Origin of the sequence: Roseateles sp. (assembly GCF_047654805.1) — a bacterium.
Lineage (GTDB): Bacteria > Pseudomonadota > Gammaproteobacteria > Burkholderiales > Burkholderiaceae_C > Pelomonas.
This window is the reverse complement of the sequence record NZ_JASGIV010000001.1, coordinates 842,148-862,913: the sequence shown is the minus strand read 5'-3', so window position 1 is coordinate 862,913 and position 20,766 is coordinate 842,148. Positions and strand designations below refer to the sequence as shown.

20 protein-coding genes, 2 tRNA genes, 2 pseudogenes and 1 riboswitch are annotated in these 20,766 nt (G+C 66.8%); of the genes and pseudogenes, 19 read left to right on the top strand and 5 right to left on the bottom strand.

The genetic code is table 11. The annotated features are described in order from the left end of the window. Nucleotides 1-6 precede the first annotated feature (6 nt). The 14 genes and pseudogenes from ybiB to QM732_RS03835 form a co-directional block, all read left to right on the top strand. Nucleotides 7-942, top strand: a complete 936-nt coding sequence (ybiB, locus tag QM732_RS03900) for a DNA-binding protein YbiB (protein ID WP_415654880.1) — start codon at nucleotides 7-9, stop codon at nucleotides 940-942. Between the two features lie 112 nt (nucleotides 943-1,054). Then, on the top strand, nucleotides 1,055-2,770 hold the full coding sequence (locus tag QM732_RS03895; protein ID WP_415654879.1) for a nitrite/sulfite reductase: 1,716 nt from the start codon (nucleotides 1,055-1,057) through the stop codon (nucleotides 2,768-2,770). Between the two features lie 3 nt (nucleotides 2,771-2,773). Then, the gene (locus tag QM732_RS03890) at nucleotides 2,774-3,271 is read left to right on the top strand and encodes a DUF934 domain-containing protein (protein WP_415654878.1); all 498 of its coding nucleotides are present in this window, start codon (nucleotides 2,774-2,776) and stop codon (nucleotides 3,269-3,271) included. After that, a complete protein-coding gene (locus tag QM732_RS03885) occupies nucleotides 3,268-4,026 on the top strand; it encodes a phosphoadenylyl-sulfate reductase (RefSeq protein ID WP_415654877.1) in 759 nt (252 codons plus the stop codon). Before QM732_RS03890 ends, QM732_RS03885 begins: the two co-directional genes overlap by 4 nt. Beyond that, nucleotides 4,023-4,988 (top strand): sulfate adenylyltransferase subunit CysD, encoded by a 966-nt coding sequence (cysD, locus tag QM732_RS03880; protein WP_415654876.1) that lies wholly within the window; start codon nucleotides 4,023-4,025, stop codon nucleotides 4,986-4,988. Before QM732_RS03885 ends, cysD begins: the two co-directional genes overlap by 4 nt. Continuing rightward, nucleotides 4,988-6,274, top strand: a complete 1,287-nt coding sequence (locus tag QM732_RS03875) for a sulfate adenylyltransferase subunit 1 (protein ID WP_415654875.1) — start codon at nucleotides 4,988-4,990, stop codon at nucleotides 6,272-6,274. Before cysD ends, QM732_RS03875 begins: the two co-directional genes overlap by 1 nt. A 76-nt stretch (nucleotides 6,275-6,350) precedes the next feature. Then, complete coding sequence (gene cobA / locus QM732_RS03870) at nucleotides 6,351-7,142, top strand: uroporphyrinogen-III C-methyltransferase (protein ID WP_415654874.1); 792 nt, start codon at nucleotides 6,351-6,353, stop codon at nucleotides 7,140-7,142. Next, nucleotides 7,139-7,462, top strand: coding sequence for a ferredoxin FdxA (fdxA, locus tag QM732_RS03865; RefSeq protein WP_331175152.1), 324 nt, complete (start codon nucleotides 7,139-7,141; stop codon nucleotides 7,460-7,462). Before cobA ends, fdxA begins: the two co-directional genes overlap by 4 nt. Nucleotides 7,463-7,490: 28 nt before the next feature. Beyond that, nucleotides 7,491-8,579 carry an NAD(P)/FAD-dependent oxidoreductase gene (locus tag QM732_RS03860; RefSeq protein ID WP_415654873.1) on the top strand — a complete coding sequence of 363 codons (1,089 nt, stop codon included), beginning with the start codon at nucleotides 7,491-7,493 and terminating at the stop codon, nucleotides 8,577-8,579. Between the two features lie 85 nt (nucleotides 8,580-8,664). Then, nucleotides 8,665-8,766: riboswitch (TPP riboswitch) on the top strand. A gap of 72 nt (nucleotides 8,767-8,838) precedes the next feature. Further along, complete coding sequence (locus tag QM732_RS03855) at nucleotides 8,839-10,974, top strand: TonB-dependent siderophore receptor (protein WP_415654872.1); 2,136 nt, start codon at nucleotides 8,839-8,841, stop codon at nucleotides 10,972-10,974. Between the two features lie 36 nt (nucleotides 10,975-11,010). Next, nucleotides 11,011-11,086: transfer RNA gene (locus QM732_RS03850), tRNA-Asn, on the top strand. Nucleotides 11,087-11,152: 66 nt separating this feature from the next. Further along, nucleotides 11,153-11,228 (top strand) — tRNA-Asn (locus QM732_RS03845). A gap of 139 nt (nucleotides 11,229-11,367) precedes the next feature. Further along, nucleotides 11,368-11,595 carry a hypothetical protein gene (locus tag QM732_RS03840; RefSeq protein ID WP_415654871.1) on the top strand — a complete coding sequence of 76 codons (228 nt, stop codon included), beginning with the start codon at nucleotides 11,368-11,370 and terminating at the stop codon, nucleotides 11,593-11,595. 136 nt (nucleotides 11,596-11,731) lie between these two features. Next, nucleotides 11,732-11,821: pseudogene (locus tag QM732_RS03835) on the top strand (alkylphosphonate utilization protein); the annotation flags it as partial. A 62-nt stretch (nucleotides 11,822-11,883) separates the two neighbouring features. Here the strand turns inward: QM732_RS03835 and QM732_RS03830 are convergent. Continuing rightward, a complete protein-coding gene (locus QM732_RS03830; protein ID WP_415654870.1) occupies nucleotides 11,884-12,357 on the bottom strand; it encodes a hypothetical protein in 474 nt (157 codons plus the stop codon). 501 nt (nucleotides 12,358-12,858) lie between these two features. On the opposite strand from QM732_RS03830, the gene QM732_RS03825 reads away from it, so the two are divergent. Further along, complete coding sequence (locus tag QM732_RS03825) at nucleotides 12,859-13,932, top strand: ImmA/IrrE family metallo-endopeptidase (protein ID WP_415654869.1); 1,074 nt, start codon at nucleotides 12,859-12,861, stop codon at nucleotides 13,930-13,932. Further along, nucleotides 13,929-14,312, top strand: coding sequence for a DUF4411 family protein (locus tag QM732_RS03820; RefSeq protein WP_415654868.1), 384 nt, complete (start codon nucleotides 13,929-13,931; stop codon nucleotides 14,310-14,312). Before QM732_RS03825 ends, QM732_RS03820 begins: the two co-directional genes overlap by 4 nt. Here the strand turns inward: QM732_RS03820 and istB are convergent. Both istB and istA read right to left on the bottom strand, forming a co-directional pair. Further along, on the bottom strand, nucleotides 14,210-14,998 hold the full coding sequence (gene istB / locus QM732_RS03815) for an IS21-like element helper ATPase IstB (RefSeq protein ID WP_415654867.1): 789 nt from the start codon (nucleotides 14,996-14,998) through the stop codon (nucleotides 14,210-14,212). The two genes, QM732_RS03820 and istB, sit on opposite strands and share 103 nt — an antisense overlap. A gap of 18 nt (nucleotides 14,999-15,016) precedes the next feature. Beyond that, a complete protein-coding gene (istA, locus tag QM732_RS03810; RefSeq protein WP_415654866.1) occupies nucleotides 15,017-16,567 on the bottom strand; it encodes an IS21 family transposase in 1,551 nt (516 codons plus the stop codon). Between the two features lie 220 nt (nucleotides 16,568-16,787). Between istA and QM732_RS03805 the strand changes: the two genes are divergently transcribed. The 3 genes from QM732_RS03805 to QM732_RS03795 all read left to right on the top strand — a co-directional run bounded on the left by QM732_RS03805 (nucleotide 16,788) and on the right by QM732_RS03795 (nucleotide 18,893). Further along, nucleotides 16,788-17,102: a DUF4411 family protein gene (locus QM732_RS03805; RefSeq protein ID WP_415654865.1), complete on the top strand. Its 315-nt coding sequence runs from the start codon at nucleotides 16,788-16,790 to the stop codon at nucleotides 17,100-17,102. 535 nt (nucleotides 17,103-17,637) lie between these two features. Continuing rightward, nucleotides 17,638-17,940, top strand: a complete 303-nt coding sequence (locus QM732_RS03800) for a hypothetical protein (protein WP_415654864.1) — start codon at nucleotides 17,638-17,640, stop codon at nucleotides 17,938-17,940. Between the two features lie 11 nt (nucleotides 17,941-17,951). After that, complete coding sequence (locus tag QM732_RS03795) at nucleotides 17,952-18,893, top strand: hypothetical protein (RefSeq protein WP_415654863.1); 942 nt, start codon at nucleotides 17,952-17,954, stop codon at nucleotides 18,891-18,893. A 235-nt stretch (nucleotides 18,894-19,128) separates the two neighbouring features. Here the strand turns inward: QM732_RS03795 and QM732_RS03790 are convergent. Next, nucleotides 19,129-19,290, bottom strand: a pseudogene (locus QM732_RS03790) (IS110 family transposase); the annotation flags it as partial. 323 nt (nucleotides 19,291-19,613) lie between these two features. Beyond that, the gene (locus QM732_RS03785) at nucleotides 19,614-20,723 is read right to left on the bottom strand and encodes an S-(hydroxymethyl)glutathione dehydrogenase/class III alcohol dehydrogenase (protein ID WP_415654862.1); all 1,110 of its coding nucleotides are present in this window, start codon (nucleotides 20,721-20,723) and stop codon (nucleotides 19,614-19,616) included. Nucleotides 20,724-20,766 lie beyond the last annotated feature (43 nt).

The following is a 20,766-nucleotide window of genomic DNA, read 5'->3' as shown; positions in this document are numbered from 1 at the left end:
GGCGCCATGGAGTACGCAGCACTGATCAAGGAGCTGGGCCGGGGGCCCCGCGGCGCCCGCGACCTGAACCGGGCACAGGCCGAGGCCTTGTTCGGCGCGATGCTGGACGGCCGGGTACCTGACATGGAGCTTGGCGCGTTGCTGATCGCGCTGCGCGTGAAGGGCGAGAGCGTCGAGGAGGTGGCGGGGTTCCTGGCCGCGCTGCAGTCACGCACGGCCCCGCTGGCCGCTCCGTTGCCCGCCGGCCAGGGCCCGCGCACCGTGCTGCTGCCCAGTTTCAATGGCGCACGCAAGCAGGCCAACCTGATGCCGCTGGTGGCCCGGCTGCTGGCGCGCGAGGGCGTGCCGGTGCTGGTCTTCGGCCGGCACGACTTCGACAGCCGGGTCAGCCCCTTCGAGCTGCTGGATGCGCTGGGCCTGCCGGCCAGCGACACCCTGGCCGACGCCGAGCAGCGCCTGCGCGACGAGCGCCTGGCGGTGCTGCCTTTGCAAAAGCTGAACCCTGGCTTGAATGCCCTGATGGCCCTGCGCCCGAGGTTGGGCGTGCGCAACAGCGCGCACAGCCTGGCCAAGCTGCTCGACCCCTTCCCCGCCGGACGTGGCGTGCGGGTCGTCGCGGTGACGCATCCGGAGTACCTGGACAGCATGGCAGCCGCCCTGCCCGGGCTGACCGCGCACGGCGGCCGGGCCTTGCTGATGCGGGCCAGCGAGGGCGAGGCCTATGCCCATCTGCGCCGCAAGGCCCATCTGATCGGCTTCCAGGATGGCCAGGCGGCGGCGCTGCATCCGGCCGACACGGCCGACCTGGACTGGCCGCTGTCGCCGGCCTGCGCGCCGGCCGAGAACGCGGCGCTGATACAGGCCATGCTGGACGGGCGGGAAGCGGTGCCGCCACGCATCGAGGAACAGGTGGCCGCATTGCGATTTCTGGCTACAAACTGAAGTTGCTTATTCGCGCTGGGCATAAGGCCCAAAAAACTCTGTAGTTCTGTTGCGGCGCAGCAGTCTCTAGAGTGGCGGCCTTCGCCTGACGACAGGCCAGCCCCTGCCCGCGATGTACCAGTACACCGAATTCGACCGCCGCTTCGTCCACGCCCGCGCCGCCCAGTACCGCGACCAGCTCGAACGCCATCTCGCCGGCACGCTCGGCACCGATGAGTTCCGCGCCCTGCGCCTGCAAAACGGCTGGTACATCCAGCGCCATGCGCCCATGCTGCGCGTCGCCGTGCCGTATGGCGAGCTGTCCTCGCGCCAGCTGCGCCAGCTCGCCAGGATCGCCCGCGACTACGACCGCCAGCCCGACGGCCCGTTCGCCGGCCAGGGCGGCTATGGCCATTTCACGACGCGCCAGAACCTGCAATACAACTGGATCCCGCTCGTGAAGAGCGCCGAGGTCATGGAGCTGCTGGCCGAGGTGGACATGCACGGCATCCAGACCAGCGGCAACTGCATCCGCAACATCACCAGCGACGCCTTCGTCGGCATCGCGCCGGACGAGGTCGTCGACGCGCGCCCCTATGCCGAGGTGCTGCGCCAGTGGAGCACGCTGCACCCTGAGTTCGCGCACCTGCCGCGCAAGTTCAAGATCGCCATCAGCGGCGCCGCCGAGGACCGCGCGGCGATCGGCTGGCACGACATCGGCCTGCAGCTCAAGAAGAACGAGGCCGGCGAGGTCGGCTTCCAGGTCTTCGTCGGCGGCGGCATGGGCCGCACGCCGATTCCGGGCGTCGAGATCAGCTCCTTCGTCCCATGGCACCAGATCCTCGTCTACATCGAGGCCATCGTGCGCGTCTACAATCTCGCCGGCCGCCGCGACAACCTCTACAAGGCCCGCATCAAGATCCTCGTGAAGGCGGAAGGCCAGAAGTTCTTCGACGCGGTCAACGAGGAGTTCCAGCGCATCCTGTCCGGCGACCCGGCCGGCCACGAGCAGATCATCCCGCAGGCCGAGCTGGACCGTGTGGCCGCCTGCTTCGTCGACCCGGCCGGCGTGAAGGCGCAGGACCCCGTGCAGCTGGACACCAGCGACCCGGCCTTCGCCCGCTGGCTTCAACGCAATGTGCACGGCCACCGCGTCAGCGGCTACCGAGCCGTCACGCTCAGCCTCAAGCGCGTGGGCATCGCGCCCGGCGACACCTCCGCCGACGTGATGGATACCGCCGCCGCGCTGGCCGAGCAGTTCAGCCATGGCGAGCTGCGCGTGTCGCACCGCCAGAACCTCGTGCTGCCCTGGGTGCGCGAGGCCGACCTGCCCGAGCTCTTCCAGGCGGCCCGCGCCGCCGGCTTCGCCACGCCCAACGCCGGCCTGCTCACCGACCAGATCGCCTGCCCCGGCGGCGACTTCTGCGCGCTGGCCAACGCCCGCTCGCTGCCGCTGGCCGCCGAGATCGCCGAGCGCTACCAGGACATCGACGAGCTCGAAGACCTCGGCGAGCTCGACCTGCACATCAGCGGCTGCATCAACTCCTGCGGCCACCACCACAGCGGCCACATCGGCATCCTCGGCGTCGACAAGGACGGCACCGAGTGGTACCAGCTGACGCTGGGCGGCAGCGACGGCAGCACGCTGTCAGGCAGGACGGTGGCCGGCAAGGTCATCGGCCCGAGCTTCGCGGCCGACGAGATCGCCGACGCCATCGATGCCGTCATCGACACGTTCAAGCGCGAGCGCTGGGCGGGCGAGCATTTCATCGACACGGTCAAGCGCCTGGGCCTTGACCCGTTCAAGACCGCCGCGAACGCCATTCGCGTCTCGACCGCGAAGGCCTGATCCATGAAGTTCATCAACGCCACCACCTGCGCCTGGAAGCACGCCATCGGCGAAGACGGCCCCAAGCCCGATCCCGATCCCGCACCCAACCGGCTGCTCACGCTGGAGCAATGGCACGCCGTGCGCGCGCACTGGCCGCAGGACGTGCCGGTGGCCATCGAGTTCCCCAACGACGCCGACATCAACCAGCTCGCACCCGACCTGTCGCGCATCGCGCTCGTCGTGCTGGACTTCCCGAAGTGGACCGACGGCCGCGCCTACAGCCAGGCCCACCTGCTGCGCATCCGCCACCAGTACAAGGGCGCCATCCGCGCCCGCGGCGAGGTGCTTGTCGACATGATGCAGCTGCTGGCGCGCACCGGCTTCGACGAGGTCGTCATGCGCGGCGACCAGTCGCAGGCCGCGGCACAGAAGGCGCTCGACCTGTTCGCGCCGGTCGGCTTCTACCAGGGCGACGTGGACGAGACGCGCCCGTGGTTCCTGCGCAGGAGCGCGGCGTGAGCGACGGCGTCTCCAGCCTGCCCTGGGCCGCCGCGTCATCGGCAGGAAAGGCCATCGGCCTCTACGCCAGGTGGACGCCGGCGCTGGACACCAAGATCGAGGCCGCGCTGCAGCGCCTGCGCGATGCCAGCATCGAGCATGGCGACGGCCTGGTTCAAAGCAGCAGCCTCGGCGTGGAAGACATGGTCATCACCGACCTGATCGCGCGCACCCGGCTGCCCATCGCCATATCCACGCTGGACACCGGCAGGCTGCATCCCGAAACGCTGGCGCTGATCCCGCAGATCAAGGACCGCTACGGCTTCGAGGTCGAGGTCTTCAAGCCCGTGGAGCAGGCCGTCGTGCAATTCGTCGCCCGCGAGGGCGAGGACGCGATGTACCGGAGCATCGAGTTGCGCAAGGCCTGCTGCGGCGTGCGCAAGATGGAGCCGCTCACCCGCATGCTCAAGGGCCGCTCGGCCTGGATCACCGGCCTGCGCCGCGAGCAAAGCGGCGCGCGCGGGGACGTGGCCTTCGACGAGGACGACGGCAACGCCCGCCGCAAGATCAGCCCCATCGCCGACTGGACCTGGGCCGAGGTCTGGGCCTATGTCGAGAAGAACGACGTCCCCTACAACCCGCTGCATGACCAGTTCATGCCCAGCATCGGCTGCGCGCCCTGCACGCGCGCCATCGCCGTCGGCGAGGACTTCCGCGCCGGCCGCTGGTGGTGGGAGGACTCGACCAAGGAATGCGGCCTGCACGCCAAATCATGAACGCTGCTGTGAAACCCGAACATCTGATCGCCGACGTGGACCACGCTCATCTGGATGCGCTGGAGGAGGAGGCCATCTTCATCCTGCGCGAGGTGGCCGCCAGCTTCGAGCGCCCCGCCCTGCTCTTCTCCGGCGGCAAGGACAGCTGCGTCGTGCTGCGCCTGGCCGAGAAGGCCTTCAAGATGAAGAACGCGGCCCATCCCAGCGGCTATTCGGGCCAGTTGCCCTTCCCGCTGGTGCACATCGACACGGGCCACAACTTCCCCGAGGTCATCACCTTCCGCGACCAGCGCGTGGCGGACATGGGCGAGCGGCTGGTGGTGGGCCACCTCGAAGATTCCATGGCCCGCGGCACCATCCGGCTGAGCCATCCGCTGGAAAGCCGCAACGGCCACCAGACGGTGACGCTGCTGGAGACGATCGAGGAGCACAAGTTCGACGCCCTCATCGGCGGCGCCCGCCGTGACGAGGAGAAGGCGCGCGCCAAGGAGCGCATCTTCAGCCACCGCGACAGCTTCGGCCAATGGCAGCCCAAGGAGCAGCGCCCCGAGCTGTGGACGCTGTTCAACACGCGCATCCGTCCGGGCGAGCACTTCCGCTGCTTCCCGATCAGCAACTGGACCGAACTGGACGTGTGGCTCTACATCGCCCGCGAGAGCATCCCGCTGCCGCAGATGTACTACGCGCATGAGCGCCAGGTCATCCGCCGCAAGGGCCTGCTGGTGCCGCTGACCGAGGTGACGCCGCCCGAGGCCGGCGAGACCGTCGAGACCGCCACCGTGCGTTTTCGCACCGTCGGCGACATGACCTGCACCTGCCCGGTCGAGAGCCCTGCCGCCAACGCGAGCGAGGTCGTGGCCGAGACACTGACCGTCACCGTGAGCGAACGCGGCGCCACCCGCATGGACGACCGCACCAGCGAAGCTTCCATGGAGAAGCGCAAGAAGGAAGGGTATTTCTGATGAAGGCGCTGCGATTCCTCACGGCGGGTTCCGTCGACGACGGCAAGTCCACGCTGATCGGCCGCCTGTTGTTCGACGGCCAGGCCATCCTCGCCGACCAGCTCGACACGCTGGAGCGCCGCGCCGCCGGCCGCCCCATCGACCTGAGCCTGCTGACCGACGGCCTCGAGGCCGAGCGCGAGCAAGGCATCACCATCGACGTGGCCTACCGCTACTTCGCCACCAAGACGCGCAAGTTCATCATCGCCGATGCCCCCGGCCACGAGCAGTACACGCGCAACATGGTCACGGCCGCCGCCGGCTCCGACGCTGCCGTCGTGCTGGTGGACATCACCAAGCTGGACCTGACCCAGGATGAAGTCCAGCTGCTGCCGCAGACTCGCCGCCACTCGCTGCTGGCCCAGCTGCTGCGCGTGCCCAGCATCGTCTTCGCGATCAACAAGATCGACGCGCTGGACGATGCCGGCGCCGGCTTCGCCAAGGTCAAGGCCGCGCTGGACAAGTTCTCCGCCGCCGCCGGCCTGAACGTCGCCGCCACGGTGCCCGTCAGCGCGCTGCGGGGCGACAACGTGACCCAGCCGCTGGACGCCCCCTGGTGGAACGGCGAAAGCCTGCTGCAGGTGCTGGAGCGTCTGCCGACGTTGAGCGAGCGTGCCGACGCGCCGCTGAGCCTGCCCGTGCAGTACGTCCAGAAGAACGCGCACCAGTCCGAAGGCACGGGCTTCCAGCCCCGCGTGCTGTGGGGTCGCATCGCCCACGGCGCCGTCAAGGCCGGCGACACCATCGAGGTGCTGCCGTCACGCCAGACAGCAGTGGTCGCCCAGGTGCGCCTGGCCGGCGAGACCGTGCCCAGCGCCGAGGCCGGCGACTCGGCAGGCCTGGTGCTGGACCGCCAGCTCGACGTCAGCCGCGGCGACTGGATCGTCACGCCCGGCTCGGCCACGAGCACCAGGACCTTCCCGGCGACCCTGGCCTGGCTGGACACCGAAGCCGCCAAGCCCGGCCGCAAGTACTGGGTGCGGCATGGCAACCGCTGGGTGCAGGCGCGCATCTCGGCCATCGATTCCGTGCTGGACATCAACACGCTGCAGCCGCAGGACGCGCATGAGCTGCCCGTCAACGCCATCGGCCGCGTGCAGATGGAAGTGCAGCACGAGCTGCCGGTCGAACCCTTCAAGGACAACCGCGTCGGCGGCGCGCTGATCGTCGTCGACCCCGCCAGCCACCGTACCAGTGGCGCGCTGCTGGTGGACGTGCAGGCCGCAGTGGTGGACGAGGCCTGGTGATGAACGCCGCGCCGGGCCACTCAAGGCAAGGCCGCCCCTGCATGACGGAGCGGCACCAGCTGCGATGGGTGCAGCCATGACCGGGAAAGTGATCTTCGTCAGCGCCGGCCCCGGTGCCGCCGACCTGATCACGCTGCGTGGCGCCCGCGCGCTGGCGCAGGCCGATGTCGTGCTCGCCGACGCGCTGGCCGATCCGGCCCTGCGCGACCTCGCGCCGCAGGCCCGGTGGATCTGCGTCGGCAAGCGCGGCTTCGAGCATTCGGCCAAGCAGACGGAGATCAACGCACTGCTCGTCAAGGCTGCCAGGGAGCACGCCCTGGTCGTGCGCTTGAAGGGCGGCGACGCCAGCGTCTTCGGCCGCCTGGAGGAAGAGCTGATGGCCTTGGCCGAGGCCGGCATCGCCAGCGAGGTCGTGCCCGGCGTCACCGCGGCGCTGGCCGCCGCCGCCCAGGCCCAGCGCCCGCTGACCCGCCGTGGCCGCGGCCGCAGCGTGAGCCTGACGACCGCCATGACCGAGGCCGGTGAGCTGCGTGCCGCCCGCTCGGCCGACACCGAGGTCTTCTACATGGCCGGCCGCCAGCTGGCCGCGCTGGGCCGCCAACTGCTTGCCGCAGGCTGGGCCGCCGACACCCCCACGCTGGTCGTCAGCCGAGCCGGCTGCCCGGACGCCATCACGAGCGAACACGCCCTCGCCGATCTTGCCCGCGCGGCGCTGCTGCACCGTGGCCGCCCCACCGTCGTCACGGTGGGGACTGGCGCGGGTGTTGTCGGAGATCAGGGAAAGCCCATGCCGGCCTCCAATAAAATCGCCATTTCGCCCGAAATCCCGTCGATGAAGGCGCCCCTCACTGCCAAGAGCTCCCCATGACCCACGTCGTCACCGAATCCTGCATCCGCTGCAAGTACACCGACTGCGTCGATGTCTGTCCGGTCGACTGCTTCCGCGAAGGCCCGAACTTCCTGACCATCGACCCCGATGAGTGCATCGACTGCGCCGTGTGCATCCCCGAGTGCCCGGTCAATGCCATCATGCCGGAGGAGGATGTGCCCGGTGATCAGGTCCACATGATCAAGATCAACGCGGACCTGGCCAAGAAGTGGCCCAGCATCACCAAGCGCAAGCCCGCGCTGCCGGACGCCGAGGAGTGGAAGGACCGGACGGGCAAGCTCGACGAACTCATCCGCTGATATACCCGGCGCGCCCGCGCCGCCTCGCATGCAAGAACAAGCCTCCCCGCGCCCCGATGCCATAGCGACCGACGCCGTCATCGTCGGCGCGGGGCCGGTGGGCCTCTTCCAGGTGTTCGAGCTGGGCCTGCTCGAGATCAAGGCCCACATCATCGACAGCCTGGCCTACCCCGGCGGCCAGTGCATCGAGCTGTATCCCGACAAGCCCATCTACGACATCCCGGCCGTGCCCATGTGCACCGGCAAGGAGCTGACCGACAACCTGCTCAAGCAGATCGAGCCCTTCGGCGCGACCTTCCACCTGGGCCAGGAAGTGACGACAGTGCAGAAGCAGGGCGATGGCCGCTTCTTCGTCGAGACCAGCAAGGGCACGCAGTTCCTCACCCGGACGGTGTTCATCGCCGGCGGCGTCGGCTCGTTCCAGCCGCGCACGCTGAAGGTGGAAGGCGTCGAGAAGTACGAGGGCACGCAGGTCCACTACCGCGTCAAGGGCCCGGGTCAGTTCGCCGGCAAGAACCTGCTCATCATCGGCGGCGGCGATTCGGCGCTGGACTGGGCGCTGAACTTCTGCGCCGCTCACGCCGACGGCAACCCGCACAAGGCCGAGAGCGTCATCCTCGTGCACCGCCGCGATGGCTTCCGCGCCGCGCCCGCAAGCGTGGCCAGGATGCATGAGCTGTGCGAAGCCCAGGAAATGCAGTTCATCGTCGGCCAGGCGACCGGCATCGACGAGCGCGACGGCCAGTTGACCGGCCTCAAGATCACCGGCAACGACGGCATCACCCGCATCGTGCCGTGCGACCAGGTGCTGGCCTTCTTCGGCCTGTCGCCGAAGCTCGGCCCCATTGCCGAATGGGGCCTGGCGCTGGAGCGCAAGCAGATCGTCGTCGACACCGAGAAGTTCGAGACCAGCGTGCCGGGCATCTTCGCGGTCGGCGACGTGAACACCTACCCGGGCAAGAAGAAGCTCATCCTCAGCGGCTTTCACGAATGCGCGCTGGCGGCCTTCGGCGCCGCGCCCTACGTCTTCCCCGACAAGCGCGTGCACCTGCAGTACACGACGACCAGCCCCAAGCTGCACAAGGTGCTCGGCGTGGACTCGCCGGTGTTCGACTGACAGGCCATGTGTCCTGACAACGGCCCGCCCACTGCGCGGGCCGTTTTCTTTTAGAATCCACGCGTCGCCGGTGCTTGCGCCGGCGGCTCTCCGCTAGGGGTGTTGATGGCCCACCGCCATCGACTGAGACAGTCCCTTTGAACCTGATTGAGGTAATCCTCGCGCAGGGAAGCAGCCGAACCGCAGCCCCACACCGTTCCCGTCTCCCGGGGGCTTGGCGTCTTCAGTGTTTGCCGACCTGCCATCGCTTTGAACTTCGATGGCAAAACCTTCCTTTTCCCTCATCGGCGCTGCCACGGCGCTGCTCTCCACCAGCCTGGCCTGCGCGCAGACGCTGCCCCAGGTGAGCGTGACCGGCAAAGCCACCGAGGTCGCCCCCGGCCTGGCCGGCTTTAGCGACCCGCCCGCCAAGCTGCCCATGCAGGCGCTGAGCCTGTCCGCCGAACGGCTCGATGACCTCGGCATCAGCCAGCTTTCGGGCATCACCAAGCTCGACGCCTCCGTCTCCGACAGCTACAACGCCGTCGGCTATTGGTCCAACCTCAAGGTGCGCGGCTTCGACCTCGACAACCGCTTCAACCTGCGTCGCGACGGCCTGCCCATCAGCGGCGAGACCGCGCTGTCGCTGGCCAACAAGGCCGCCGTAGAGGTGCTCAAGGGCAGCTCCGGCATTCAGGCCGGCACGAGCGCGCCGGCCGGCCTCGTCAACCTCGTCGTCAAGCGCCCGCTGGCTGACGACGCGACGACGCTGATGCTGGGCGTCATTGAGCGCGGCACCGTGGAAGCCCGCGTGGACCACTCTCAGCGCTTCGGCGCGAACCGCGAGTTCGGCCTGCGCGTCAACCTCGCCGCGGCCCGACTCGATCCGATGCTGCGCGATACCCAGGGCCACTCGCACACCGCCGCGCTGGCCACCGACTGGCGCCTCAGCCCCGACACCCTGGTGGAGGCCGAGGTCGAGTTCAACCGGCAGAGCCAGCCCAGCCAGCAGGGCTTCAGCCTGCTGGGCGACCGCCTGCCCGACCCGAAGCGCATCGACCCCAACCTCAATCTCAACAACCAGCCCTGGAGCCTTCCTGTCGTGTTCGACAACACGAACGCCTCGCTGCGGGTGCAGCAGAAGCTGGCCGGTGAATGGCGTGCCCAGGCAGCGCTGGGCATCCAGCGCTTGCGCACCGACGACCGGCTCGCCTATGCGTTTGGCTGCACCGCGGCCGACGGCAGCTACTACGCCTCCAGCTTCTGCCCCGACGGGAGCTACGACATGTACGACTTCCGCAGCGAGAACGAGCACCGCGACACGACGTCGCTGGATATCTCCGCCAGCGGCCCCGTGCAGCTCGCCGGGTTGCGCCATGACCTCACCGTCGGCGGCCTGAGCAGCCGGTTCAAGAGCCGCTTCCAGCGCCAGGCCTACAACTACACCGGCTCCGGCAACATCGATGGCAGTGCCGTCACGCCCGCCGCACCCGAGCTGACAGACGAGAACACCAACCGCGATGAACGCAGCAACGAGCTGTATCTGCGCGACCGCGTGGCCCTGACGGCCGACACCACCGCCTGGCTGGGTCTGCGCCACACCCGGCTGAATCGCGAGAGCGTGCGCACCGACGGCTCGCGCCCGACGGACTATTCGCAGAGCGTCACCACGCCGTGGATCGCACTCAGCCATGCCATCGCCAGCGACTGGCTGCTCTACGCCAGCTGGGGCGAGGGTGTCGAAAGCGACGTTGTGCCCAACCGACCGCGTTACAGGAACCGCGGCCAGGCGCTTCCCGCGATGAAGAGCCGCCAGACCGAGATCGGCCTGAAGACCGGCACCCAGCGCGTCGAGGGTGCGCTCACCGTCTTCGACATCCGCCGCCCGGTCTGGCGCGACGTCCTGCTGCCCGGCTTCCAGGCATGCAGCGCCCAGGACAGCTGCGAGCGCCGTATCGACGGGTACGCCCGCCACCGCGGCATCGAGGCCAGCGCCGACCTGAAATGGAGCGGCGGCGGCCTGTTCGCCAGCGCCACGCGTCTGCAGGCACGCCGCGACGGCAGCACCGATGCCAGCCTCAACGGCCTCGTGCCGCCCAACGTGCCGCAGACCACCATCAAGGCCCAGCTGCGCCAGGACCTGTTGCCCGGCCTGCAGGCCCAACTCGGCCTGCGTCATGAAGGCAGCCGCTTCGCGACGCCCGACAACAGCATCCCGGTGGCGGCATGGACGGTGGCCGACGCAGGCGTGCGCTACCTGCATGGCGTGGGCGGCCAGACCTGGATCTGGCGTGCGGCGGTCGACAACCTCGCCAATCGCCGGGCATGGCGCGAGTCGCCCTGGCAGTACGAGCACAGCTACCTCTACCCCCTTGCGCCGAGAACTTTCCGTGCAAGTCTTGAGGTCCGCTTGTGAGTCACCCGAAAAAGCCCCTATAATGGCGGGCTCTGTTCCTCGATAGCTCAGTCGGTAGAGCGCCGGACTGTTAATCCGTAGGTCCCTGGTTCGAGCCCAGGTCGGGGAGCCACAGAAATCACGTCGAAAGACGACAAGACGCATGCCGCAACCGCTTGGCGTGCCGACATAGAACTTTTCCTCGATAGCTCAGTCGGTAGAGCGCCGGACTGTTAATCCGTAGGTCCCTGGTTCGAGCCCAGGTCGGGGAGCCAAATCAAAGCCTCACATGCGAAAGCCTGTGGGGCTTTTTTCTTGGGCGACACGGCCACCCCGACCCCGGGGGCGACTTCACACTGACCTCACCGACGGCTCGTAGCATCCAATGAATAGCAACAACAGGATGGGCGGCCCATGAAGCGGCTTGCGGTGTCCCTGTTGGGGGGGCTGATCGGCTGGTTTGCGTTGGCGGCGGTGCTCATGGAGGTCTGCATCCCTGCGACTTGCAAGGGCTGCGAGGACGACTTGGGCGCTGGGCTGGTCGCCGTCATCATCTCGGCCGGCAGTTTCGCCCTGGCGGCGTTGGGCGTGTTGCTCTGCAACGCGGTTTACTCGTTCAGACATCGTCCAAAGCGCTCGTGAACTGGGCAACACGCCCTCCCCTGGACGGCAAATCCAGCGTCACTCCAATGGTTCGCAGCTTGCACTGCTCGGGAAGCCCAACTGAAGCCTCGCTGTGCAAGCAGTGGTTTTTCTTTGTCCTGCCGAGGAGCCATCGATGAGCACCCTGCCCGCCTGCCCGAAATGCCAGTCCGCTTACACCTACGAGGACGGCGAGCGACTCGTCTACCCCGCGTGCGGCCATGACGAGAACCTGTTCCCACAAAAGGCTTTCAAGCGCCTCCTTGTCGAGTTCGGGGAGGCTAGGACCTAACGGCACCTGATGTAGATTGATGTGTTGCTCTCATCAGCGTTCTGATTGACCTGCAGCGCGCGGACATACTGAAGGCCCGCTGGCACTTTGATTGCGCAAGCTGCCGCGCCATTCCAAGCGTTGAAGTTGTCACTGGACATGTCGCTCGTGCCGCACGGTTTTGCGGGTGCCCAGGACTGCCACAGACACACCTGCGCGCCACGACCGTTCCCGCCGGAAGAAGTCGCACCAGACTCGGCGGTGATGGTGACTTCCTGTGGATGTGGGAAGTTGAACTTAACCACCGGAGACTTGCCTACCGGGCGGTCTACGATGATCTGCCCTGGTCTGCAGTTTTCTTCGAAAGTGGTAGCCACCGGCGTGTAGGCTGGCGGTGCAGAAACGCAGTTGGCTACGCGATCCACCTGGGGCGTGGTAGAGCAAGCCGCAAGGAACGGCAAGAGCAACGACATGGCGAGCTTGATGTCCATCTGGCTTCCCTTTCCAAGAGGCTCCGATGATGGTCGTCCGCTGAAAACGCCAGGTCATCCCCAAAATTGCAGTTGCATCTCTGAGCTACCTGGCCGTTGAAGACGACAACTCTGGCAACGTGTCCAAAGCCGCATGCTGATGACCTATCTGACGATATCCGGACTCTTCGATCGGTCACAGTATTGCTTTGGCACAGGCACCACGCCGACAACGTGACCTTGAGGAGAGCCTGCCTCTTCCCTCCAAGGTGTTCCGACAGGCGCGTCCGTCAGCGTGCATCAAAGCCGACCGCCAACGCAATTTCATCTCCTTGGTCCGCCCGATCAACGTGCGGCCTACACCTCCCAAGGAGATCCATTGTGTGAGCCTGCTTGCAGCCGTGCTCGCTTGTCCCGAGCTGTCAGAAGCCTCCATTTCCTTAAAATTGCCAAATGGCTCACGCTCACGCTCTGATCAACCCGGCGATGCTTCGCTGGGCGCGTGGCCGTGTGGGGCTGGACGTGAACGAGGCGGCTCTTGCTGCCGGCGTAAAGCCCGAGCAGTTCCAGCAATGGGAAGAGGGCGATGCGCAGCCGACCTTCAGGCAGGCTCAGCATGTGGCAAGCGCGCTGCATACGCCGTTCGGCTACCTCTTCTTGCCTGAGGCTCCTGCCGACGAGCCAGCTTTGCCTGACCTGCGCACCGTGGGTGGTGCCCCTGCAGGTCGGCCTAGCGTCAACCTCATGGAAACGGTCCAGCACGCCCTGCAGCGTCAGGCCTGGTTCGTGGAGTACCTCCAGGAGCAAGGCGCAGAGCCCTTGCCATTCGTCGGGCGCTTCAACACGAATTCCAGCGTGGCGCGAGTGGCCCAGGACATTCGCGATGTACTCGGAGTGGATATCGAGCAGGGGCAGCGCAACTGGGAAGCGTACTACCGCGAGTTGATTGACGCGAGCGAGCGCGCCGGGGTGCTGGTGATGCGCAGCGGCATCGTCGGCAACAACACGCACCGCAAGCTCGACGTTGGCGAGTTCCGCGGCTTTGCCATCAGCCACTCGCTGGCGCCTGTCGTCTTCATCAACTCCTCCGATGCGCCGTCGGCTCGGCTGTTCACGCTGCTACATGAGCTTGCCCACATCTGGCTCGGCAGCAGCGGGATTTCCAACGCAGCCCCTGGCAACACGCGTCGTGAAGAGATTGTCTGCAACAGCGTCGCGGGTGAGTTCCTTGCGCCTTCGGCGGTCTTCGCCGAGTTGTGGGCGGCTGCTGCGCAAGACTTGGCCGTTCGCGTGGCCGAGCTCGCGCAGCGATTCCACGTCAGCCGGTTCGTCGTTATCCGCCGAGCTTTGGACATGGGCCTTGTCGATCAGGCGACCTACTCGGCTTTCTACAGGGCAGAGCTCGATGCCTTCCGCGCCGCAGAGAGCGGCGGCGGCAGCTTCTATCGGAATGCTGGCGCAAAGAACAGTGCCCGTTTCGCCCAAGCTGTCATTGCTGAAGCGTTCAGCGGCCGTCTGTTGCTGCGTGATGCCGGCAGGCTGCTGGGCGTGCAACCGTCGAAGATCCGTGACTTCGCGGGGCAGCTAGGCTCATGACCTATTTGCTTGACGCCAACACGCTGATCGAAGCGAAGAACCGCTACTACCGCATGACGGTCTGCCCGGCCTACTGGAGTTGGGTGCAGCGCAGTCATGGCGCTGGCCTGGTGTCAAGCATCGAACCCGTCGGCGCCGAGCTCAGGCGGGGGAACGACGAACTTGCTGAATGGGCAAAGAACCAAGCGGGGCTTGTCACCGACCGCCGTAATGGAGCCACCGATGTTCGGCATATTGGAGCCAGGAACAGGTGGGTAGAACGGGCGTCCCGAGGGGGTTACGCCGGGGTGGATTTTGAAGGCTTTTGCGATGCCGGTTTTGCGCCGGCTGCGATCTGCTTCGGAGCCCGGTACGACTGCCCGTCCAGCACCAGGCAATAGGCGTTGTGACGCAGCCTGTCTAGGCTCGCGCTGGCCAGCAGCCGGTTGGCCGGGAAGGCCTGGTCCCACTCGGTGAAGTCCAGGTTGCTGGTGACGATGGTGGCGGCCTGCTCGTAGCGTTCGGCGATCAGATCGTGCAAGTCCTCGTCGGCCGGCGCGCGCAGCGGCTTGAGGCCGAAGTCGTCGATGATGAGCAGCGGCACCCGGGCTAGGCTGGCGAGTTTGCGTTCGTAGCTGCCGGTGGCGCGGGCCGCGTTCAGGCTTTGCGTGAGGCTGGCGCAGGTGGTGAAGACCACGTCCACGCCCTGGCGCACGGCGCAGTGCCCCAAGGCCTGCGCGAGGTGGCTCTTGCCCGTGCCGCAGGGCCCGACGATTAGTACCGGAGCCTTCTCCCCCAGGTAGCGCCCGGTCGCCAGGTCATGCACCAGGGCTCGGTTGAGCTGGGGCAGCCGCTCGAAGTCGAACTGTTCCAGCGTCTTGGTGGTGCGGAACTGCGCGCGGCGCAGCCGGGTGGAGAACTTCTTCTGCTCTCGCCGGGCGATCTCGTCGCTGATGAGCAGGGCCAGGAAGTCGGTGTAGGCCATCTTGGCCTCGATGGCCTGGCGGTTGCGGGCTTCGAGAGAGTCGAAGATGCCGGACAGGCGCAACTGCTTGAGCTGCGGTGCCAGTTCGGGGGCGGGGTTCATGGCGCTTCTCCTTCAGGGTCAATGCAGCAGGTCTTGCTGCGGGTTGGTGGATAGGGACGGGATGGCATCGGCGAACAGCTCGGAGGCCGGCCGCGTGAAGCGGGTGCGGCCGTAGCTGGCGGGTGTGGCTGCGGGGACGTCGGCACGCTGGTCGGCGCCGGTGGCCAAGATGGTCTTGACGGTGCGGTAGTGAGGCGAGCCATGCGCCAGCGCGCGGGCGCAGGCGGCTTCCAGCCGGGCGGCGCCATAGGGCTTGAGCAGCGCCAGTACGCCCTGTGCCGCCCGCAACCGCTCCAGGACCTGGTCGCGCAGCAACTGCTCGATCAGCGCCGCGCAGGAGACTCCGATGCGCTCGGCCTGGGTCGCGCACCAGGCACGGTCGCGGCCGAAGAAGGCTTGCGCCTCGGGCGGCAGGTGCTCGCGCACGCTCACACGCTGCCCCGGGCGCCGGCCGCGCGGATGGGTGGCGACGTGGCGGTAGTCCTCGAACAGCGCCACGGCCGCGTCGGTGGCGCGCAGCCACAGGGTCTTGCCCACCAGCGTGAACGGCGCCGAGTACAGCACCCGCTCGAACTGCACATGGCAGTCGCGGTGCACGCTCACGCGGTGCCAACTGCCCAGGTCGGGTGCCTGGCTGGGGAGCGCCTGCAGTAGCGGCGCCTCCAGCGCGAACAAGGCCAGCGGCGTGCGCCGGGTGGTGCCGTGGCAGCGCACACCGGCCTCCTCGAGAACCCAGGCCCGGGCCTGCGCGTTGAGATCGGCCAGGTCGCGGAACGTGCGCAGCGGCAGGAAGTTGCCCTTGAGGTACTTCACGCCCGACTCGACGATGCCCTTCTTCTGCGGGTCGTGCGGCGGGCAGGGGTCGATCTTGAAGCCGTAGCCTTCTGCGCACTCGGCGTAGGCGCGCTGTACGGTCGGGTCCTGGGCGCAGGCGCGGGTGATGGCGCACTTGGCGTTGTCGATGATGACGCGCGCGGGGACGCCTGCGAACCACTCGAAGGCGCGGCGGTGGCAGCCCAGCCAGGTGGGCACGGTCTGGTCCCAGACGAACTCGACGTACTGGTGGCGGCTGTGCGCCAGCGTCATCACGAAGGCCCAGGTGCGCCGGGGTTGGCCATCGGGGTGGAGGAGCGTGGGGCCGGCGCCGAAGTCGACCTGAACTGCGTCGCCTGGCTCGAAGTCGAGCCGGCAGGTGGTCTCGGGCGGGAGTTGCTGGCGGATGTCGGCCACCAGGCGGCGCACGGCCGAGTAGCTGCCGGCCCAGCCGTGCCGGCGCTTCAACGCGGCGTGGATGGCCGTGCCCGAGACGCTTTGCTCGACCCAGGCCGCGATCTCGCTGCGATGCGCCTCCAACGTGGAGATGGTGGTGCTGGCCTTGCGCGGGCTGCCCAGCGCGGCGGCTATGGCTTCGTCGTCGGGCAGGGGCTGGGTGGTGTCCAGCCAACCGCGCTCGGTGGCGATGCGTCGCCACTGCGCTGCCTTGGGCCGACCCATGACACGGGCCGCGGCGATGTCGCGGTCGGAGTCGCCCTGGCGCATGCGCAGCAGGGCCTGTCGGTAGTGATGCATCTCGAATCTCCTGCGCGCCATCCCTGGCCCTCCGGGCAAATGACCCGAAGGGTAGAGATGGCCTCGCGGTGTTCGAGACACCCGTCAACCCGGTGCCGACTGGCTCCTATATGCCGATCCGGCCCTGGCTCCATTACGCCGATCACGCAGTGGCTCCAATACGCCGGTCAGCCGCTGGCTCCTACATGCCGATCACGGACTGGCTCCTATACGGCGGTCGGTGACAGGGCTTTTCCTGCATGTCTCCGACGAAGGCACGCAACAGGCGTTCACACAGGTCGCTACGCATGTGGCCTCCCAGGTTGCGGTGATGAAGGCCGGAGCCCTTGAAGAGTTCCTGAGTGGCGCGGACCCCTGGCTCATCGCCAAGGCGATGACCACGCAGGATGCCGTCATCGTCACCCACGAGCAGTTCAACCTGCAGATGCGGCGCAAGTACAGCATCCCCAATGTGTGCCAGCACTTCGGTGTGACGTGGATCGACACCTTCGAACTGCTCAGCCGAACGGACGCAAGATTCGTCCTCGCGGATTAAATGGGGTAATGCCGATGAGGGACCGCTCCGGTCCTTCTGGTCCTGATCTGGTCAGGGGCTTGGCCACAATCGAGCGGCTTGCCCTCTCGCTTGGGCGAGCCAAGTCATTGCCAATGCTAGGGTGAAGCCTTCTTTCAAGGATCCTCGCCCGGTTCTCACACGAACTGTGAAACCGCGTGCCCCTGGTTCGAGCCAAGGCCGGGAGCCACCATCAAGCCTCACATGCGAAAGCCTGTGGGGCTTTCTTCTTTGCGAACCTGCATTCCTTGCCTCTTCGCCTGGCAACCGCCAATTGCTGCAAGTCTCCACCGCCAACCGGTCCGCTGCGAAGACTACCGATCGCGGATCACATCGGGGATTCGATGAAGGCTCGCACGTCCGCCTCGTGCAGCCGCGACTCACCAGTTGATTGGACACGTTCGCAGTTGAGCCCCTGAATGAACAGCGCCCTAAACAGAGTTGTGGATGGCGAGACCGATGTCGAATCGCAACATACGCCAATCGCATCGACTCAATCAACGGAAGGGGAGCGGCTATGGGCGACGCAAGTCAGATTCCAGCGGACAAGAAGAAGCGCCTGGAGGACCTCGTGTTCTACGCAGTCGACAAGGCATCGCCTTTCGCACTGGCCTTCGACGCGAACACCAACACGCTGGACAAGATCGACAAGTTCAAGTTCAGCGAACTGGCGATGACGGGCCAGGGCATCGCGCTCATGTGGCTGTGGATCAACGCCCACTGCCAGCCCGACGCCAAGCCCGTGGGCGCCAATGTCGCAGGCAAGGCCAGGACCGTGGCCGATGTGCACACGGCCGTGCTTGCCAACGCGACGGCATGACAGGAGGTGACATGAAAGCCAAGACACCTCATGTAGCGCTGGCACTGCTGTCGGCGTTGTGGCTTGGCGCAACGCCCGCCACCGCTGACATCAGCCTGAAGGCGGCTGACGCGCCCGTCGACACGCCGTGGACTCAGCCGGCCAGCATCTCTCTCGTGCGCGAGAAGGGCATCAATACGGTCACCGCGGACGTGGTGCTCAAGTACCAGTCCGAAAGAAAGCGCTGGGACAGCCCGAAATATGCGGCCGACGGCTCCTACGGCATCGGCGTCTACCTGCACCGCGACAACACGGTGGATGCCCAGAAGAACGACCGCGGCATCACCGCGTCGTATTCAGGCCTAGTGGCCCCAAACATGGCTGCCGACGGTGGCGTCGCCAGCTTGGCCTATTCCCTCAAGGCCAGCACCGGCAAAGGGCTGGTTGAAGTCGAACCCGTGCCAGGTACCAAGACCATGGCGGACAAGACCAAGAACCGCATCGTCGCGACGCTTGGCGGCTTCTACCAGCCGGGCTTCGGGCGCGGTGCGACGCCAAAGCAGGGGGTCCAGCCAGGCATCTTCTTCATCGACGGCGGCATCAACATGTACCTCGACGAATCGCGCGGCAACAACGTGCCTGGCACCGGCCGCCTTACGGGCGCTTCGGCCAAGCTGGCCCTCAACTACGCGCCGTTCGGCCTGGAGCCCATGGAGCCCACTAAAGGACTGGCCATGGTGCCCACCCTCCGGCTCGCCGCACAGACCCAGCACGACCTCAGCGCCAGCGGTTCGCGGATCAAGGCCAATCGCAACCTCTACACCGCCGATTTCGCGCTGCTGTTCGCCAAGCCGGACACTGACCCCAAGCAGCTCGTGCCCACGCTGACCCTATCGCGATCAGTTGGCGCCGATGTGCTGGTCGGCCGCAAGCAGTCCGCGAAGACCGAGCTGACGTTCGGCGTGAGCTTCTGATATGGCTGCTCTTGTCAAACACACGAGCTCAAGCGGCCCGGGGCGATGCGGTGCGATGTCTGCTGCGACGGTGGATCAGGCTGGTATCCGCGGGTTGGTTGCCGCTCTACATCTACCCGTCATGGAAGGTACCTCTGTCTAGCGTCGCGGGCTGCCGAAGGTTTTCCGTTAAAGAGGTGCGGAGGGGTCTTCCAATCGTGAAGCTGCCCGCATCGCCGCAGGCCGCTCGCGTTCGTCAATTCAAAGTGGGAGAGGCCCCACGTGCGATGGCCCACACGGAGCCGGCCAGCTCCAGGGCCACGGCGACGCAGGCCATGCTTTGCTGGACGCCCCGTGACGACAGCCGCGAGAAGCGCTTGGTCAAGCGCAACTGCGCCTTCCAGGCACAGCCGCGCACTGTGGTGATGAAGGCGGGGTTGTCCTGCATCGCGAAAAGCCGGACGTAGCACTCGGAACGGCCGAGCGCTCCCCGGCACCACCTCAGGCCTATGGAAATGACTATCTTGTCAGACAAAAACGGATGTCCTGCATGGCGATGCTCGCGCGCCGCTGCCTGAAGCCATCCGTCCATCACATGCTCCAGGACGGTGTCGGGTACGCCGGCCTCGGCGTCGACTTCCTCGACTGCCGAGATCGATCCAAGACCGTCCGACGCCTGCCCAAACGCCTTCAAGAGCCCGCCCATGGGGTGCTTGCCGCACCCCATGGGGCCCGGGGGCATCAGTAGCGCACGACCGAGCGGATCGACTTGCCTTCGTGCATCAGGTCGAATGCCTCGTTGATCTCGGTCAGCGGCATCGTGTGGGTGACGAAGGGGGCGAGCTGGATGTCGCCACGCATCGCATCCTCGACCATGCCCGGCAGCTCGGAGCGGCCCTTGACGCCACCGAAGGCCGTGCCCAGCCACCTGCGGCCAGTGACGAGCTGGAACGGGCGCGTCGAGATCTCCTGGCCCGCGCCAGCCACGCCGATGATGACCGACTGCCCCCAGCCGCGGTGGGCGCATTCCAGCGCCGCCCGCATCACATTGACGTTGCCGATGCACTCGAAGGAATGATCCACGCCCCAGCCGGTCATCTCGACAATGACCTGCTGGATGGGCTTCTCGTGGTCCTTGGGGTTGACGCAATCGGTTGCGCCGAAGACCTTGGCCAGGTCGAACTTGGACGGATTGGTGTCGATGGCAATGATGCGGCCTGCCTTGGCCAGCTTGGCACCCTGGATCACCGCCAGGCCGATGCCGCCCAGGCCGAACACGGCCACCGTGTCGCCCTCCTGCACCTTGGCCGTGTTCTTCACCGCTCCCAGGCCCGTGGTCACGCCACAGCCGAGCAGGCAGACCTGCTCCGGGTTCGCATCGGGATTGATCTTCGCCAGCGACACTTCGGCCACCACCGTGTACTCGCTGAAGGTCGAGCAGCCCATGTAGTGATAGACCGGCTGGCCGTTGTAGGAGAAGCGCGTCGTGCCGTCAGGCATCACGCCCTTGCCCTGGGTCGCGCGCACGGCCACGCACAGGTTGGTCTTGCCGGACTTGCAGAACAGGCATTCACCGCACTCCGCCGTGTAGAGCGGGATCACGTGGTCGCCCGGCTTGACGCTGGTGACGCCCTCGCCGACCTCGACGACGATGCCGGCGCCTTCGTGACCCAGCACGGCCGGGAACAGTCCTTCAGGGTCGTCACCGGACAGCGTGAACGCATCGGTGTGGCACACGCCGGTGTGCGTGATGCGCACGAGCACCTCGCCCTTCCTGGGCGGCTCGACATCGAGTTCGACGATCTGCAGGGGCTTGCCCGCTTCGAAGGCAACGGCGGCACGGGATTTCATGGGGATGACCTCTTCAAGTGAAGGTAGCGCGGCTCGGCAAGCC

What these genes read in the sequence shown, in the direction of transcription:
- QM732_RS03785 (WP_415654862.1), bottom strand. Translation starts at nt 20,723, where the DNA reads ATGAAATCCCGTGCCGCCGTTGCCTTCGAAGCGGGCAAGCCCCTGCAG.
- QM732_RS03830 (WP_415654870.1), bottom strand. Translation starts at nt 12,357, where the DNA reads ATGGACATCAAGCTCGCCATGTCGTTGCTCTTGCCGTTCCTTGCGGCT.
- QM732_RS03895 (WP_415654879.1), top strand. Translation starts at nt 1,055, where the DNA reads ATGTACCAGTACACCGAATTCGACCGCCGCTTCGTCCACGCCCGCGCC.
- QM732_RS03890 (WP_415654878.1), top strand. Translation starts at nt 2,774, where the DNA reads ATGAAGTTCATCAACGCCACCACCTGCGCCTGGAAGCACGCCATCGGC.
- cysD (WP_415654876.1), top strand. Translation starts at nt 4,023, where the DNA reads ATGAACGCTGCTGTGAAACCCGAACATCTGATCGCCGACGTGGACCAC.
- cobA (WP_415654874.1), top strand. Translation starts at nt 6,351, where the DNA reads ATGACCGGGAAAGTGATCTTCGTCAGCGCCGGCCCCGGTGCCGCCGAC.
- QM732_RS03840 (WP_415654871.1), top strand. Translation starts at nt 11,368, where the DNA reads ATGAAGCGGCTTGCGGTGTCCCTGTTGGGGGGGCTGATCGGCTGGTTT.
- QM732_RS03795 (WP_415654863.1), top strand. Translation starts at nt 17,952, where the DNA reads ATGAAAGCCAAGACACCTCATGTAGCGCTGGCACTGCTGTCGGCGTTG.
- ybiB (WP_415654880.1), top strand. Translation starts at nt 7, where the DNA reads ATGGAGTACGCAGCACTGATCAAGGAGCTGGGCCGGGGGCCCCGCGGC.
- fdxA (WP_331175152.1), top strand. Translation starts at nt 7,139, where the DNA reads ATGACCCACGTCGTCACCGAATCCTGCATCCGCTGCAAGTACACCGAC.
- QM732_RS03855 (WP_415654872.1), top strand. Translation starts at nt 8,839, where the DNA reads ATGGCAAAACCTTCCTTTTCCCTCATCGGCGCTGCCACGGCGCTGCTC.
- istA (WP_415654866.1), bottom strand. Translation starts at nt 16,567, where the DNA reads ATGCATCACTACCGACAGGCCCTGCTGCGCATGCGCCAGGGCGACTCC.
- QM732_RS03820 (WP_415654868.1), top strand. Translation starts at nt 13,929, where the DNA reads ATGACCTATTTGCTTGACGCCAACACGCTGATCGAAGCGAAGAACCGC.
- QM732_RS03875 (WP_415654875.1), top strand. Translation starts at nt 4,988, where the DNA reads ATGAAGGCGCTGCGATTCCTCACGGCGGGTTCCGTCGACGACGGCAAG.
- istB (WP_415654867.1), bottom strand. Translation starts at nt 14,998, where the DNA reads ATGAACCCCGCCCCCGAACTGGCACCGCAGCTCAAGCAGTTGCGCCTG.
- QM732_RS03800 (WP_415654864.1), top strand. Translation starts at nt 17,638, where the DNA reads ATGGGCGACGCAAGTCAGATTCCAGCGGACAAGAAGAAGCGCCTGGAG.
- QM732_RS03860 (WP_415654873.1), top strand. Translation starts at nt 7,491, where the DNA reads ATGCAAGAACAAGCCTCCCCGCGCCCCGATGCCATAGCGACCGACGCC.